Annotated in this window: 13 protein-coding genes; 6 read left to right on the top strand and 7 right to left on the bottom strand. The window is 35.4% G+C overall.

Features of this window, described 5'->3' with window-relative positions; translation table 11 throughout:
* Positions 1-4 precede the first annotated feature (4 nt).
* Positions 5-1,366, bottom strand: coding sequence for a hydroxymethylglutaryl-CoA synthase family protein (locus tag DMB68_RS14690; RefSeq protein ID WP_110347422.1), 1,362 nt, complete (start codon positions 1,364-1,366; stop codon positions 5-7).
* Positions 1,367-1,728: 362 nt separating this feature from the next.
* On the opposite strand from DMB68_RS14690, the gene DMB68_RS14695 reads away from it, so the two are divergent.
* The 4 genes from DMB68_RS14695 (at position 1,729) to DMB68_RS14710 (ending at position 6,255) form a co-directional block, all read left to right on the top strand.
* On the top strand, positions 1,729-2,394 hold the full coding sequence (locus DMB68_RS14695) for a succinate dehydrogenase cytochrome b subunit (RefSeq protein WP_031455143.1): 666 nt from the start codon (positions 1,729-1,731) through the stop codon (positions 2,392-2,394).
* 15 nt (positions 2,395-2,409) lie between these two features.
* Positions 2,410-4,410 (top strand): fumarate reductase/succinate dehydrogenase flavoprotein subunit, encoded by a 2,001-nt coding sequence (locus DMB68_RS14700; RefSeq protein WP_031455144.1) that lies wholly within the window; start codon positions 2,410-2,412, stop codon positions 4,408-4,410.
* A 94-nt stretch (positions 4,411-4,504) separates the two neighbouring features.
* On the top strand, positions 4,505-5,251 hold the full coding sequence (locus tag DMB68_RS14705) for a succinate dehydrogenase/fumarate reductase iron-sulfur subunit (RefSeq protein ID WP_031455145.1): 747 nt from the start codon (positions 4,505-4,507) through the stop codon (positions 5,249-5,251).
* 152 nt (positions 5,252-5,403) lie between these two features.
* A complete protein-coding gene (locus DMB68_RS14710) occupies positions 5,404-6,255 on the top strand; it encodes a hypothetical protein (protein ID WP_110347423.1) in 852 nt (283 codons plus the stop codon).
* 93 nt (positions 6,256-6,348) lie between these two features.
* Here DMB68_RS14710 and DMB68_RS14715 read toward each other — a convergent pair whose 3' ends face one another.
* Entirely contained in the window at positions 6,349-8,646 is a 2,298-nt protein-coding gene (locus DMB68_RS14715) for a family 20 glycosylhydrolase (protein ID WP_110347424.1), read from the bottom strand.
* 170 nt (positions 8,647-8,816) lie between these two features.
* Here DMB68_RS14715 and DMB68_RS14720 point away from each other — a divergent pair, with 170 nt between their 5' ends.
* The gene (locus DMB68_RS14720) at positions 8,817-9,590 is read left to right on the top strand and encodes a DeoR/GlpR family DNA-binding transcription regulator (RefSeq protein WP_110347425.1); all 774 of its coding nucleotides are present in this window, start codon (positions 8,817-8,819) and stop codon (positions 9,588-9,590) included.
* On the opposite strand, the gene DMB68_RS14725 is transcribed toward DMB68_RS14720, so the two are convergent.
* The 4 genes from DMB68_RS14725 to DMB68_RS14740 form a co-directional block, all read right to left on the bottom strand.
* Positions 9,587-10,657 (bottom strand): dipeptidase, encoded by a 1,071-nt coding sequence (locus tag DMB68_RS14725; protein WP_110347593.1) that lies wholly within the window; start codon positions 10,655-10,657, stop codon positions 9,587-9,589. The two genes, DMB68_RS14720 and DMB68_RS14725, sit on opposite strands and share 4 nt — an antisense overlap.
* Before the next feature lie 10 nt (positions 10,658-10,667).
* The gene (locus DMB68_RS14730; RefSeq protein WP_110347426.1) at positions 10,668-11,792 is read right to left on the bottom strand and encodes a D-TA family PLP-dependent enzyme; all 1,125 of its coding nucleotides are present in this window, start codon (positions 11,790-11,792) and stop codon (positions 10,668-10,670) included.
* A gap of 85 nt (positions 11,793-11,877) precedes the next feature.
* Positions 11,878-12,345 (bottom strand): RidA family protein, encoded by a 468-nt coding sequence (locus DMB68_RS14735; RefSeq protein WP_110347427.1) that lies wholly within the window; start codon positions 12,343-12,345, stop codon positions 11,878-11,880.
* A gap of 4 nt (positions 12,346-12,349) precedes the next feature.
* A complete protein-coding gene (locus tag DMB68_RS14740; protein WP_110347428.1) occupies positions 12,350-13,672 on the bottom strand; it encodes a GntP family permease in 1,323 nt (440 codons plus the stop codon).
* A gap of 172 nt (positions 13,673-13,844) precedes the next feature.
* On the opposite strand from DMB68_RS14740, the gene DMB68_RS14745 reads away from it, so the two are divergent.
* Positions 13,845-14,609, top strand: a complete 765-nt coding sequence (locus DMB68_RS14745) for an amidohydrolase (protein WP_110347429.1) — start codon at positions 13,845-13,847, stop codon at positions 14,607-14,609.
* Here DMB68_RS14745 and DMB68_RS14750 read toward each other — a convergent pair.
* Positions 14,606-16,297, bottom strand: a complete 1,692-nt coding sequence (locus tag DMB68_RS14750) for an Ig-like domain-containing protein (protein ID WP_110347430.1) — start codon at positions 16,295-16,297, stop codon at positions 14,606-14,608. The two genes, DMB68_RS14745 and DMB68_RS14750, sit on opposite strands and share 4 nt — an antisense overlap.
* Between the last annotated feature and the right edge of the window lie 109 nt (positions 16,298-16,406).

Consider the following 16,406-nt stretch of genomic DNA (forward strand, 5'->3'; position numbering starts at 1 on the left):
GAATTTAGTCCACCCATTTATAATAACGCGCCCCAACCAAAGTTGGAATTTCTTTCTCGATTCGGTCTAAAACCCATTCGTTTTTAGGAGCCCTTACACTTTGTTTTAGTTCTTTTTTGTGAAGGCTTTCGTAAGTCTCAAATTCAATTTCTGTACTTTCCTCCAGATTTTCAAAAAGTTTGGTTTTGGCTAAAGCCGATTGCCATTCCGGTTGAATTGTTCCTTCAAAAACTTTCGATTTCGATCCGCTTCCGTAGGCTAAGAAACCGAATTTAGTTCCGGATATTTCTTTTTTAGTATCATAAAAATGAGCTAAAGTCGATAATAATCCCATAAAAATAGAACCTGTATAAAGATTTCCTATTAAAGAAGAAGCCAATTCAGCAGGCTGTAATTTCTCAGTTACAAATTTTCGGTATTCATCCGATTTTCCAACTTCTTTAATTTTATTCTGATAATCTGCAGGTGCAAAATCATCAGCAATAATTTTTTCGGAACTGTCTAAAGCGTAGATTTCAGACAACATTCTTCTTCCCTGGAAAGAATATGGAAGATGCATGATAATGCTGTTCCAGGTGTTGTATAATGTTTCAGCAGTATTTTTTAGTTTCTTGAATGAAAAGTAAGCGTTACGCGTACGATCCATATAACACTGATTGGAATATTGTCCGTCAAAAACCGGCTGGTCTTTGTGGATTTCGATTTCGGCTTCTAAATTGTCAAACCAGGAGTCGTTATTTGCATTTTGTGTAATGGCCTCTTTTGAAATCGTTCTGTACGGTTTAAAAAAGTCAAAAACCCCTTTTGTACTTGTTGCCCAATTATCATCAAAAGCAATAATTTTTGGATCTGAAGTAATTAGCATGGCAACAGCTCCTGCACCCTGAGTGTATTCTCCGCCTGAATTTAAATCGTATTTTGCAAAATCCGTCGTTACGACAATCGCTTTTTTAGCCGGATTTAATTTTACAAAATCAAGACAGTTTTGTAAAGCGTCAACACCGCCAATACAGGCGAATGTGAAATCAACCACGTCACATTCTGCCAAAGCATCTTCACCAAACTTTTGCTCCATTAAGTTAATCAGATAAGAAGCAATTGGTTTTGAACTGTCGATACCACTTTCAGTACCCACATAAATTCTACTTATTTCGATTAAGTTGATTTTATTGTCAATAATAAGTTTTGTTAAAGCATTTGCTCCAAAAACAACAGCATCCTGATGAACGTCCGGAAAAGTCATTTTTAGTAATCCGAGACCTTTTTCCAGTTTTTCGGGTTCTATATTTCTGGCAATCGCCAATGTTTTTATGGGTAAATGTATGTTGGCTACATCAAAAGAAATAGCATCAATTCCTGTTTTCATTCTCATTTTTTTTGAAGGCGGTAAAGGTAAAGTTATTAGAATGGAATGGCAATTTTTTGCTAGTATAAAATTCCGGCCCAGGGGTACTTTTGTAGAAAAGAGGTCAAAAGTTGGAGTAAAATAATAATTTAGTAAACTTTTGTTATTTTTTTGCGGGATGCATATTTTATGAAATAAATCGACTTAATTATATAATTGAAAATTTTTATAATAAATAAATGAGTAATTCATTTTTTTTATACGTAAAAGTACGTATACGTAGTCTATTTTAAAATCATTATAAATAACAACGAAATGGTTGTAGTTGATGTCTATTTGCGCTATTTTTGCTTAATTTTTTAAAACAAACTACTTAAACAATTATGGCACAATCTGCACTATTGAATGCTTCCATCTTAAAGAAAGTCGCAATGGCTCTTTCGGGAATATTCTTAATCACGTTTTTAGCGCTGCATGTTTCCTTAAATTTTATTTCTATTTTGAGTGAAGACGTTTTTAACGAGGCATCTCACTTTATGGGTTACAATCCGCTGATACAATATGTAATGCAACCGGTTTTGGCAATCGGAGTAATTTTCCATTTCATAATGGGATTTGTACTGACTATTCAAAACAGAGCTGCAAGACCAATTGCTTACGCAAATTACAACGGAGCTGCAAATGCTTCATGGAGTTCCAGAAATATGATTATTTCAGGATTGGTTATCCTGGCTTTCTTAGGATTGCATTTTTATGATTTTTGGTTTCCTGAGGTTGCCTATAAATATATTGCAGGTAATGAGCCGGATGCTACAAGATATTATGGAGAATTAGTTCATAAATTCCATGATCCGATTCGTACAGGATTATACTGTATTTCTTTCATCCTTTTAGGATTTCACTTATGGCACGGATTTGCATCTTCTCTTCAGTCTGTAGGGATGCACAATAAATATTCAAGATTTTTGGCAAAAGTTGGTTACTGGTTCTCAGTTGTAGTTCCTGCTGCTTTTGTAATTATCGCCTTATTTCATCATTTCAACCAATAATTAATATCAATTATAATGGCATTAGATTCAAAAATTCCAAATGGTCCTATAGCGGACAAATGGACAAATTATAAAGATCATATTAATTTAGTAAACCCTGCTAACAAACGTAATTTAGATATTATCATTGTTGGTACAGGTTTGGCTGGAGGTTCTGCTGCGGCAACTTTAGCTGAATTAGGGTATAACGTAAAAGCATTTTGTTTTCAGGATTCACCTCGTCGTGCGCACTCTATCGCTGCACAAGGGGGTATCAATGCTGCAAAAAACTATAAAGGTGACGGTGACTCTGTTTACAGATTGTTCTACGATACTGTAAAAGGGGGTGACTACCGTGCACGTGAGGCAAACGTTCACCGTTTGGCTGAAGTTTCTGCTAATATTATTGACCAGTGTGTGGCTCAAGGGGTGCCATTGGCTCGTGAATATGGCGGACTTTTGGATAACCGTTCTTTTGGAGGAACTTTGGTTTCCCGTACATTTTACGCACAAGGACAAACTGGTCAGCAGTTATTGTTAGGAGCTTATTCTGCGATGAACCGTCAGATTGGTCGTGGAAAAGTAAAAATGTACAACCGTCACGAAATGCTTGATTTAGTAATCGTTGACGGAAAAGCAAGAGGTATTATCGCCCGTAACTTAATCACAGGAGAAATAGAAAGACATTCTGCTCACGCTGTAGTAATTGGATCAGGAGGATACGGAAACGTATTTTTCCTTTCTACAAATGCTATGGGAAGTAACGCAACAGCAGCATGGAAAATTCATAAAAAAGGAGCATTTTTCGCAAATCCTTGTTACACACAAATTCACCCAACCTGTATTCCGGTTTCTGGAGATCACCAGTCAAAACTGACGTTGATGTCTGAATCGTTACGTAATGACGGTCGTATCTGGGTTCCTGCAAAATTAGAAGATGCTCAGGCAATTCGTGAAGGAAAGAAAAAAGCGACTGATTTATCTGAAGCAGAAAGAGATTATTTCTTAGAAAGAAGATATCCTGCTTTTGGTAACCTTGTACCTCGTGATGTTGCATCTCGTGCTGCAAAAGAAAGATGTGATGCCGGTTTTGGAGTAAATAAAACAGGTGAAGCGGTTTACCTTGATTTTGCTGCCGCTATCGAACGTTACGGAAAAGAAGCAGCTTATGTAAAAGGATTGGATGCTGATGATAAAGCATTAGTAACTAAACTGGGAACTGACATCGTGAAAAGCAAATACGGAAACTTATTCCAAATGTATTTGAAAATTGTTGATGAAAATCCATATGTTACGCCAATGATGATTTATCCTGCGGTTCACTACACAATGGGTGGAACATGGGTTGATTATAACTTAATGACTACAATTCCGGGATGTTTCTCAATCGGTGAATCTAACTTCTCTGATCACGGAGCAAACAGACTTGGAGCTTCTGCTTTGATGCAGGGATTAGCTGACGGATATTTTGTATTGCCATACACAATCGGAGATTACTTAGCTCCGGATATTAAAATGGGACCAATCTCTACAGATTTGCCGGAATTCGTTGAAGCTGAAAAAGCGGTTAAAGATCAAATCGACAGATTTATCAATAATAACGGAACGCATTCTGTAGATTATTTCCACAAGAAATTAGGAAAAATCATGTGGGATAAAGTAGGTATGGCGCGTAATGAAAAAGGATTAAACGAAGCTATCGTTGAAATCGCTGCTTTACGCGAAGAGTTTTACAGAGATGTAAAAGTTCCTGGAAGCGCTAACGAATTTAATCAGGAATTAGAAAAAGCAACCCGTGTTGCCGATTTCTTAGAATTAGGAGAATTGTTTGCGAAAGATGCTTTACACCGTAATGAATCTTGTGGAGGTCACTTCCGTGAGGAGTACCAGACAGAAGAAGGAGAAGCACTTCGTGACGATGATAACTTTGCATACGTTGCAGCCTGGGAATACAAAGGAAAACCAAGTGATGCAGTGTTACACAAAGAACCTCTTAATTACGAAAACATTAAATTAGTTCAAAGAAGCTACAAATAAGAATTTGGTCGAAAGCCCAAAGTCTTAAAGTCCAAAGACAAATGTGTCAGGCGACTTTCGACTTTCGACTTTATGACTTTCAAACTAAAACGGTATGAAACTTACATTAAAAATATGGCGTCAGAAAAACGCCCAGGATAAAGGAGGAATCGTTGATTACCCAATCGACGGAATCGAACCGGATATGTCTTTCCTTGAAATGCTTGACGTTCTTAACGAACAATTAATCAATAAAGGAGAAGAACCTGTAGCATTTGACCACGATTGTCGTGAAGGAATCTGCGGAATGTGTTCTTTATTCATCAATGGTGAAGCACACGGACCGGACAGAGGTGTTACAACTTGTCAGTTACACATGCGTATGTTCAAAGATGGTGATACGATTTTTATCGAGCCATTCAGAGCAAAAGCTTTCCCTGTGATTAAAGATTTAGTGGTTGACAGAAGTTCATTCGACAGAATTCAGCATGCAGGAGGATTTATCTCTGTAAATACTTCAGGAAATACAATTGATGCAAATACAATTCCAATCAACAAAGACGATGCAGACAAATCATTTGATGCTGCTGCGTGTATTGGTTGTGGAGCTTGTGTGGCCACTTGTAAAAATTCATCAGCAATGTTATTTGTTGGTGCAAAAGTATCTCAGTACGCATTGTTACCACAAGGTAAAGTTGAAGCTACAGAGCGTGTACTAAACATGGTTCACCAAATGGATTTAGAAGGTTTTGGTAACTGTACCAACACCGGAGCTTGTGAAGTAGAATGCCCGAAAGGAATTTCTCTTGAAAATATCGCACGTATGAACCGTGAGTATTTAGCAGCAAGCTTAAAAGGATAATTTAATTAGCTTTCAGGCTTTGAATAATATAAACGTCCCGGCAAATCGGGGCGTTTTTTTGTAGTATAAATAATCTTAATATTTTGTTTACATTTGAAGGAAAAATGCTTTCCTATTTAATAAAAAAGCATTGTAAAATCAATTAAAAATATATGAAAAAAAAACTACTACTATTGTTGCTAACTTCTTTTGTAATCGCTTGTTCCAGTGATTCAGAATCAGATGATTCTCAAAACCCATCATCTTCCAGCAGAATAAAAAAAATTGAAGAAATTCAAAACGGTGTGGTAATCAAAACAACTGATTATGAATATAACAGTTCTGGGAACATTTCTAAGATAACTGTAAAAGATCAGGCGAAATTTTACCAATCAACATATAATTATGATTCTGCTAATAAAATGATTAGCTGGAATCTAAAAGAATATTATATATCCAGTCCTTCTGATGTAATAGAACAATTGAATTCACTGGAATATACCAATGGACTGATTACTAATATTTGTATTGATCGAAAAGAAAAAGAATCGGGTTATGTAACAAACTCAATCGATAGGATTAGTCATACCTATTCGAACTCTGGTCTGACATCTATAAAACATTATATTCCGATTACCGGAGATGAAGATGCAGTATGTTCTGATGTCTCAGATGTCAGTAATGAGGAGTTATTTGAATACTCTAATGGGAATTTAATTCGTTATGAAGCACCAGGGATGGGTTTCTTTGACGAATATTATAAAATAGAGCATGACGAAGGGAATAATTATTTATCAGGAATAAAACCAGATGCATTTAGATACATCTATGGGAGTCAAGTATCTGTGAATAATTTAAAAAAGATAAATGTATATGATGCTTATTCTGATAAACTCACGGCTACAGTTCAATTTGAAAACACTTATGATAAAAATAAAAACATTATAAAAGCTGTAGAAAAATATTATTACGCAGGCACTACAACTCCGTCTAATACTACAACGATGAATTATTATTATTACTAATCCATAAGTCAAAGACGAAAGAACGAACCAAGCTTTATGTTAAAAAAAGTTTCCTTAAAACGCATTCATCAATTTGAATGCGTCTTTTGTTTTCTATTCATAATACAATTGCGAAGCACTAATTTCCTGCTTTTCTTTTCCTTCCTGCTGAATAAAACAGCTTAAAGTAGTTCCTCCGGTTAAATCAAAATAGCTGATGTTGAATTTATGGAAACCTTTCTCCAGTTTTACAGCTCCATGCGCTTCATTGAGCCAATGAATACCATCGTTATTGACGATTAATTCATTGTCGATAAAAAGCTTCGATCCGTCATCTGAAAGTGTCGAAAAGGTATAATTTTCGGTTTCGGGAATATAAATGTATCCGTCAAATTTTAAACCGATATAACGCTCTGTTTTGGTCTTCCATTTTTCACTGCTGATTACGCCTTCAAAAATGCCTGAAGTAACAGGTTTTACTAATTCTAAATCCTGAACTTGTTGAAATAAAGTTCCAGTGTAATAGTCAAATTTTAAACCTTTTTTAGAAGGTTTTATCGCTAAAGCCGATTTTAAATCCGGATTTCGAACCAGTATTTTATTAATGGAGCTTTTTCGTCCACTTTCGCTGATCTGAACTGTTTTTATAATTCTGTATTCTCCTTTTGGGATATTTATCGTTACTGGTTTTATATACAATTCTGCGGTTTCATCAGGATTATAGCCGTCAATGGTGTAGAAAATTTTTCCGTTTTTGATGGTTGGTTTTAAATCTAAAAGATATTTTGATGCGATTAAAGCTGTTTCGGTCGAGCCGAAGGGTACTGGAACTTTATACAATCTCTCTTGTCGTTCTAATTTTTCTAAATGATATGGAAGCTGATTCTGAATAAAATGTTCGTAATTTTTATGCTGCGGTTCTGTCCACGCAATTTCTGCCAAAGCAAATAATCGGGGGTACAACATATAATTGAGTTTTGCCGGACTTGTCAAATATTCAGACCATAGATTGGCCTGCACACCCATAATATATTTCTGTTCTTCAACGGTTAAACTGTCTGCCGGTGTCGGGTTGTAATGATATACTTTTTCTAAAGTACTCAATCGTCCAACGGTAAGTGGCTCTTCCGGAGAAAATCCCTGATTATAGTCAAAATAAACCGTTCCTTCCGGAGTCATCACGACAGGATGTTTCAGTTTTGCAGCGTGAATTCCACCTGATTCTCCCCGCCACGACATCACTGCTGCATTTGGAGCCAATCCTCCTTCGAGAATTTCATCCCAGCCAAAAATCTGCCTTCCGTTTGCATTGAGAAATTTTTCAATTCTTTTGATGAAATAACTTTGAAGTTCATGCTCATCTTTCAATCCAAGGTCTTTTATTCTCTTTTGGCAGTTCGGACAGACTTTCCATCTTGTTTTCGGGCATTCATCTCCACCGATATGGATGCTTTTACTTGGAAATAATGTCAATACTTCTTTCAAAACATCTTCTAAAAAAGTAAAGGTTTCTTCTTTTCCGGCACAAAATACATCTTCAAAAACACCCCACGATTCTACAACTTTATAATTTCGATCTGGAAAACAGGATAAATTTGGGTAAGCCGTTACCGCCGCTGAAGCATGGCCGGGCATTTCGATTTCGGGAATTATATTTACATAATGCTCTTCGGCAAACTTAACAATGTCTTTAATTTCTTCCTGAGTATAGAATCCGCCGTATGGATTTCCATCGAAAAAAAACGGAGATCTTTCAAATTTATTCCCTACTAAAGTCTGTGCTCTTTTTGAACCAATTTGAGTTAGTTTAGGATACTTTTTAATCTCAATTCGCCAGCCCTGATCGTCAGTTAAGTGCCAATGAAAGGTGTTTAATTTATAACTGGACATTTGTGCAATAAAATCTTTTATAACAGCAACAGAAAAAAAGTGACGGCAGACATCTAAGTGTAAACCGCGATACCCGTACCGTGGCTGATCTCGAACGATTACACACGGAAGTTTTATTTCTTTTTTTGAAGGATCATTTGGCAAAAACTGCAATAAAGTCTGAACAGCATAAAATAATCCTTGTTCCTGACCGCTGACTAAAATTTTATTTGCTGAAATTTCAACTTTATACGCCTCTTTTGACGGAAATTTTTCGGTTGTATCGAACTCAATTTTAAAGTTTGATTTTTTCGAATCTGTAATTGAATTTACAGCCGACTCAAAAATTTCTGCCGACTTTGATTCTTTCGGAGTAAATTTATTGTTCTTAAAAGTAACCTGAATTTTTCCGTTGAGGCGAATGCTGTCTCCCGTTAATTGATAAAAATTTGGCTGCGGAATTATAGAATTGTTTAACCCAGGATTTTGTGCATCTGAAATTGAGCAAATAAATAAAAAAACGAAAAACAGGATTTTGTTCATAATGATAATTTTATTTTTAAGAAATATTAGATGCAAAAAAAATGCAGCTTTAAAAAAGCTTTTGATCCTTTAAAATTAAGGTTTTTTTAAGTTAGTCATTTGTTTCAGAAATTGTTTCGCAATATTATTGCAATATTTTTTTACTTTTGTATTCCTAAATTCGATTCCAAATGAATGAAAATGAATTAGTAAATCTTACTAAAGAAGAACGTAAAAATCATATCTTAAAGGAAATCAACTTACACACAAGAGTAAGTTTTGAAACACTTTCTGTAAAATTAGGTGTTTCTGAAGATACGGTAAGACGTGATATAAATGAACTTGAATCAGAATCGTTATTAATCAAAGTGAAAGGCGGTGCAATGACAAAAGCCTATCACCATTCTTCTTCCAATCCTACTTATGCAGGTGAAGCAAAACAAATTATTGCGCAAAAAACTTTAGGCCTTCTTCATGACGGAATGGTTTTATTAATTGGCGGTGGAACGACAATACGTGAATTTATCCGCTTAATTCCAAACGACATGAATCTTACTATTTTCACGGTTACCGTTTTGTCAGCCGTTGAGCTTTTGGATAAACCCAATGTCAAAACGATCATGATTGGCGGCAGCATTTCGTCTTACAGTCAAATGTGTGTAAGCGGTGATGTCTATAATCAGCTGGCCAATATTAAAGCTGATTTATTAATTTTAGGAACTAATGCTTTAGATATTGAAGGTGGCTTCTCAGATTCTGACTGGGAAACCGTCCAGGTGAAAAAAGCGATGATTCAGGCTGCTGAAAAAACAGCTATTCTTACTATTTCTGAAAAACTGGACACCGTTCTAAAAATGAAAATTGCCAACTTATCCGAAGTGAATTATGTGGTGACCGAAGTAGGTGCCGATCACGAAAGACTAAAATCGTATAAGAAGGCAGTTCCTGATTTAGTTTTTATCTAATCCCAGTTTTTCATTAAAAAATCAATCCAGTTTTGGTGAAAGACCTTATTTAGATCTTCATCAGAATAACCATTATTTTTAAAGATAAGAACGAGTTTTTGTAAATCGGCAATTGTATTTAAATCATACGGAGACTGTTCTGTACCAAAAGCACCGTCAAGATCTGAACCAACCCCAATATGATTTGCATTTCCGGCCAATTGGCAAATATGATCCATGTGTTTGAAGATGGTTTCTAAATTGCAATTCATTTCTTTTGGATTCGAAACCCCTCTTTCCCAATTCGGAACCAGCATCCATGCATCTAAAGCACCTCCAATAACAGCTCCTCTCGATATTAATCTCTGAATCATTTCATCGCTGTATTGGCGATTATGATCTACCAGACTTCTGCAATTATTGTGACTCGCCCAAACTGGTCCGTGATAATGATCTAAAGCCTGCCAAAAAGCATCATCGCATAAATGTGTTGCATCCAGAATTATATTCAAACGTTCCATTTCTTTTAATAAATCAATACCGTTTTGATTCATTTTTCCGGTGGCATCTGTTCCGTTTGCGTAACGTCCCGGACCGTAATGTGCAGGACCAATGGCACGCAATCCGTACTGGTATGCTTTCTCAACATACGAAAGATCAATTATAGAATCAGCACCTTCTAAACTCAAAATATATCCAATAGGTTTTTTATCATTTGGAGTCCCGTCATTCCACAAATCAATTTGTTTCTGAAGTGATTTTTTATCTGTAATCTGGGTTATTTCTCCAGCCTCTTCCATTGCTTTATACCACGTAAGCTGTCCCTGGGTTTGTGCCCATGCCTGTTCAGGAGAATTCCAGCCCGGAATAATGCTGTCGGGTTTTACAAACCTTGCAATTTGCGTTGCTACAACAATTCCGATATTGCCACGTCGCAAATCAGGAAAAGACACCGTTGCCCGTTCGCGATCTGGTTTGTCTGTCATTCCTTTTTCTAAATGACGCAGAGTTGGAACATCATTTCTTAAATCACGATTCCATTCCATCGCATTCATGCTCAGGTCTAAATGGGCGTCTATTATAAACATATATTTTGACTTAAATTTTATAGATATTAATTTCTCTGCTTCGGGCAACAACTTTCCATTGGTCACAAATTTGATGGCTTTTGTTTATTACCTGAACGGAATCATACAATGCGCAGGTAGGACAGACATGATAAGGAAGTGCGTAAACGGTATCGCCAATTTTATATTTGTTTATTCCTCGATTTTCCAAAATCAGATGTTCTTCCGAATGCGATGTCGGGATTAGATTTTCATCATTTAAAATAATTAATCGTTTTTCAATTGGATTTTCTGAAGCAACAGCTTTGTAACCAATATCAATACAAAGTGTAGCATTTGTTGGTTTTGAAATTATGGTTCCAACGATAACTAAAGCAGGTTTGAATTTTTGTTCAGGTAAATGAATCTGATAATTTGAATCCCAAAAAACAAAGGTTCCCGGACTGCATTCTACATTTTCCTGCGTGGCATAAAATGGAAAAGTATTAGAACCGCCAGCAACAATTTTTAATTTATAACCCAGTTTTTGTTCCATCGCTTCTGTTTTTTCTTTGATCTCAGAAAATGAATTTGAAGCGGTATTTATTCGTTCTTCGACACTGCCTTTTAAATGGCCGTCGTAAATATGAATGCCTTCAAAATGAAGATTTTTTAAGTTAGTTATTTTATCTGCTAATGTGGTCCAGTCTTGCGAAACCGAATATCCGGTTCTGTCCATTCCGGTGTTCAAATCCAGATAAACGGGTAGTTTTAAATCATTTATTTTCGCAATATCATCTAAGGCTTTCGCCGATTCGAGATTGTCTGTAATTGTTGAAAAACTGACGCTTGGATATTTATGAATTAACGAAATCCATCTTTCTTTTTTAATTCCAACTGGTTGATAGGCCAGGAGAACGTCCGGAATCTCATGCATTGCAGCAAGTTCAGCTTCGGCAATTGTGGCACATTTTATTTTTTTGATGTTGTAAATTTTAAACAACTCCAGAATTTCACCAATTTTATGTGTTTTGATGTGAGGTCTTAATTTTTGAGTGTCACCGTTTACCGAACCAATAAGGCATTCAAGATTAAACCGGATACGATCTTCGTAAACAGCCAGAAATGGAGTGTCAACAGGGATTTCGGATTTAATTTCCCACCAGTTTTCTTTCATAACTTCAGTTTGTTTTGAAAAGTAATAAATTTCTCATTTTCGTAATCTCTATAAAATTGAGAAGTTATTTGAGTTTGTAAAAGACTTAATACAATTCAAAAAGCGCTTCAACTTCAACAGGAATGTTATCAGGCAGTGATCCAAAACCGACAGCACTTCTAACCCCAATTCCGTTTTCCTGTCCCCATACTTCTGCAAATAATTCGCTACAGCCATTGATTACATAAGGGTGACTTAAGAAATCAGAAGTGCAATTTACCATTCCTAAGACTTTTATAACTCTTTTGATTTTGTCTAAGCTTCCAAGATGTGTGACGATGGTCGAAAGCATGGTTAGCCCAACTTGTCTGGCAGCCCGTTTTCCTTCTTCAATATCCATATCATCACCGATTCTACCAATAATTAAGGATTTGTCATCACGAACCGGACCGTGACCTGAAAGATACAGATATTTCCCATCAACCAGATAAGGTTTGTAAATACCAAGAGGCTGTGGCGCGGGAGGTAATGACAGACCTAATGATTCAAATTTTTCTTGTGGTAATAAATTCATATTGTTAATGTATAATTGAGTTTAAAATAAAAATGAAAATAATTCCAAGAATGGAAACTAATGATTCCATAACCGTCCAGGACTTAAAAGTGTCTTTCAGGCTGACATTAAAATATTCTTTGAACATCCAGAAACCCGGATCGTTTACATGCGAGCACATCAAACTTCCGGCTCCTACTGATAAAACTAATAGATTAGGATCAAGGTTATTAGTTTGTAATAAAGGTAATAAAACGCTCGCAGTCATTAATCCGGCCGCCGTGGCAGAACCAACGCATATTCTGATAATGGCAGCCATAATCCAGGCCAGCAAATATGGATGAATATTGATTTGGGTTAAAGCTGAAACGATGGCTTCGTTTACGCCACTCACAGTCATGACCTCTTTTAAACTTCCAGCACCTCCCACAATTAACACAATCAGGGCGACATCTTTTATCGCGATAGCATAATCATCCATTACAGATTGCAGGCTTCGGTTCATTCTTAATCCTAAAGTGTATGTACAAAGTAGTAATGAAATAAGCATGATTATACTGGGTTCACCAACAGTTTTACAGACGTTAATTAGTGTTTGGTTGCTTGAGAATAAAGGCAATAATGAAGTCAGTGTTAGGCCAAAAACAGGAAATAAAGCAGAAAACAAACTGATTGAAAAACCCGGAAGCTTACCAATAGTATTGGAAACTTCTTCAACATTTAAAATTGCAGAGTCAGATTCGGTTTGGATGTTTTTAAGCAGATTCGAAAATAGTAAGCCTGCTATAAAAATGGTAGGAACGGCAATTATAATTCCATAGAGTAAAACAAGTCCAATATCAGCATTCAAAATGCTGCTCAAAGCCATTGGTGATGGATGCGGAGGCAAAAAACCATGAGCTACAGAAAGGGAAGCAAGCATTGGGATTCCCAGATATACTTTTGATAATTTAAATTGATGAGCGACAGAAAATATTAAAGGAACTAATAATACAAATCCAACACTGTAGAAAAGTGGAATTCCAACGATAAATCCGGTTATCATTAATCCCAGACGAAGGTATTTTTTACCTGTCCATTCCATGACCGTTTTAGCAATAACATTGGCAGCGCCTGAAGAAACCGTTAGCTTACCAATGCAGGTTCCAAAAACGATGATTAAGGTAATAGAACTCAACATTTCGCCTAATCCTTTTTGAATCGTTTGTGGCAGGGAATTCATAGGAATGCCTAAAAAAAGACCGGCAAAGAGAGCTGTTATAATAAAAGCAAGAAAAGCATTGATCTTGAACCAGGCTATTTGAATGATTAAAAAAGCAATACAAAGTGCAAGAATTACGATGCTCATTTTGGTTGGTTTTGAAAGTAAGGAAATTCAAATATATAAATTATTTGTATTCAACGCGTTTTTTTTGCATAAAACTGCATTTTTTTTGCAAAATGATTGCAAGAGTTCATAATTTGAAACCAGCATGAGATGAAATCAGTCTTCTTTTTTATCTTTATATAAAATTATAAAAATGAAAATTGCACTTATTCAGTCAGATCTTTATTGGGAAGAGGCTTTTAAAAACAGAAATCAGTTTGAAACTAAAATCAATCAAATCGATTCAGATGTTGATTTAGTAATTCTTCCTGAAATGTTTTCGACAGGATTTACTATGAATGCGTCACAAATGGCTGAAACTATGCGAGGGGAAACAGTTGCCTGGATGCAGGCTTTAGCTAAAAATAAAAATTGCGCAGTTGCAGGAAGTTTAATTATTTCAGAAAATAAAGAATACTATAATCGCTTCGTATTTGTTTTTCCATCAGGGGAAATCCAATTTTATGATAAAAGACATTTGTTTACCCTGGCGGGAGAAGATAAAGTGTATACGGCAGGGAACAAAAAACAAATCGTTGAATATTTAGGCTGGAAGATTTGCCTGCAGGTTTGTTATGATTTGCGTTTTCCCGTATTTGTCAGAAATGTAGAAAATTATGATTTAATTATATATGTCGCCAACTGGCCAAAAGTAAGGATTAATGCATGGGATATTTTGTTAAAAGCCCGTGCAGTTGAAAACCTTGCTTATGTAGTTGGAGTAAACAGAACAGGTCTTGATGCGAATAGTCATGAATATAACGGACATTCGCAAGCAGTTGATTATTTAGGTAATTCTATTTTAGAACCTCAGGAAAACGAAGGTGTTTTTGTAGTTGAATTAGATAAAAACATAATGTTGGAAACCCGAAAAAAAATGGATTTCCTGAGTGATAAAGACAGGTTTGAAATTGACTAAAAAGCAGTTTTCTTTCTCTTTTTTTCAGCCTTTTGCTTGTCCTCTTCCTTCTTTTTCTCTAATGCAGGATCGAAAGGAATACTTAAATCCAAAGTTTCAATTTTGTCCCAATTGGCGTGCAGATCAATTTCTTCCTGATAATAAAAAACTTCTTCGGCATATCTTTTTTCTAAATAATTACCGGGGTCATAGCTTTTATTTTTATTATCATCATAAATTATTCGGACTGTATACACACTTGGTTCTAAAAGCAGAAAATCGAATTTAGTCTGCGATTCAGAATACTCGCTGGTCAGTACAACATCTCCTTTTTTATTGGTTAATTCAACAATGATCGGGAAACGTTTTACATTCTGTAAGTTTAATGTAAGATTGCCATATTCCTCTACTTCACGCGTATTCAGCTTATAGGATAAAGTGTCATTTGATTTTTCGTTAAGATCAGTCAATGCGCCGGGAAAAAACGTGAAATTATATTTTTGTGCGGGATCTTTTTTAAAATCAAAATATAACTTTTGCTCAAACTCATCATATTCCGTTGTATAAGGAACTGCAGTTGAATCCTTGTTAACTAATTGTATTTTCGACTTATCAAATTTAACAAGCGGAGTAGCCGTTTCAAGAGTGAATCTGTCCCTGAAATGTATCACACCATTTTGCAAAGCAGTAATATTCAGAGAGTCTTTTTTCTGGTTTTTAATTTTAAAATTGAACTTTTTATCGTAATTGTCCTTACTGATTTCAAGGGATAATGAATCCACTTTTATGGGTTTGTACCAAATTTGAAGCGAATCCTTTTTTGGAAATTGCGTTATAATCGTTTCAAGAACTTCATTGCCGTTCTTTAATACAATTTTAGGTTTTGAGTTTTTGAAATTCTGCTTTCCTTCATACGGAAGTAATAATCGGTTCCCGGATGCCTGGATTGGTTTGAACGCTTTTAACGGAAGTTGTTCCTTAAATAATTCCAATTCAAAAACAGTGTCGTTTGGTATCGTTATATGCTGTTTTAAAAAACCAATTTTATCATCTTTCGGGTTAAATTTATTATTGTTTCCTTTGTCTTTTAATGCTACTAAAAGATATTTTCCGGCTTTTAAATTTTCTAATCTAAAAGTGGTTAAGCTGTCTAGAGTATTGGTTATATAACGTGGGTTCTCTTTATAAATAACAGAATCTTTAAATTTATCATTAACCTCATAAAGCATAACAGTTACAAAATTATCGGCAGTTTTACTGTAAGAGTCTTTTATTCTTCCGTTTAGGGCAAGAGAATCAATATAACTTCCTGTTGAAAATACATATTTAAATTGATTATACGGATTACCTTCATTATTGTCTGCAATACTTTGTCCGAAATTCAGACTGTACGTCGTGTTGGGCTGTAAAGTGTCTAAAATCTTTATACTTATAAATTTGCTCGCATTTGTAGGTGTAATAATAGGTGGCGTTTTCATTGGAGGAGAAATGATCAGCTGCTTATTGGTATTTTTGAGCTTTACATATTCATCAAATGTCAGGATGATTTCATCAGCCTTGAATTCAGTACTGAAGTTTTTAGGTGAGCTTGATTTTAAAATAGGAGCAAGTGTATCTTTTAAACCTCCTGTTATGCTGCCACGCTTTGCGCAGCTCATCATTAAAAATATCAATAAAAAAGTAAAATATTTTAAGCTGTTTTTCAACATAACGATTTGTGATTTAATTCCACAAAATAACAACTATATTTGTTTTAATCGAAATTTTTTATGGTTTTATTAGGTTTTGAAAACTGGTCTTAAAGTTGGGTTTTAAATT

Source organism: Flavobacterium hydrophilum (assembly GCF_003202405.1).
Lineage (GTDB): Bacteria > Bacteroidota > Bacteroidia > Flavobacteriales > Flavobacteriaceae > Flavobacterium > Flavobacterium hydrophilum.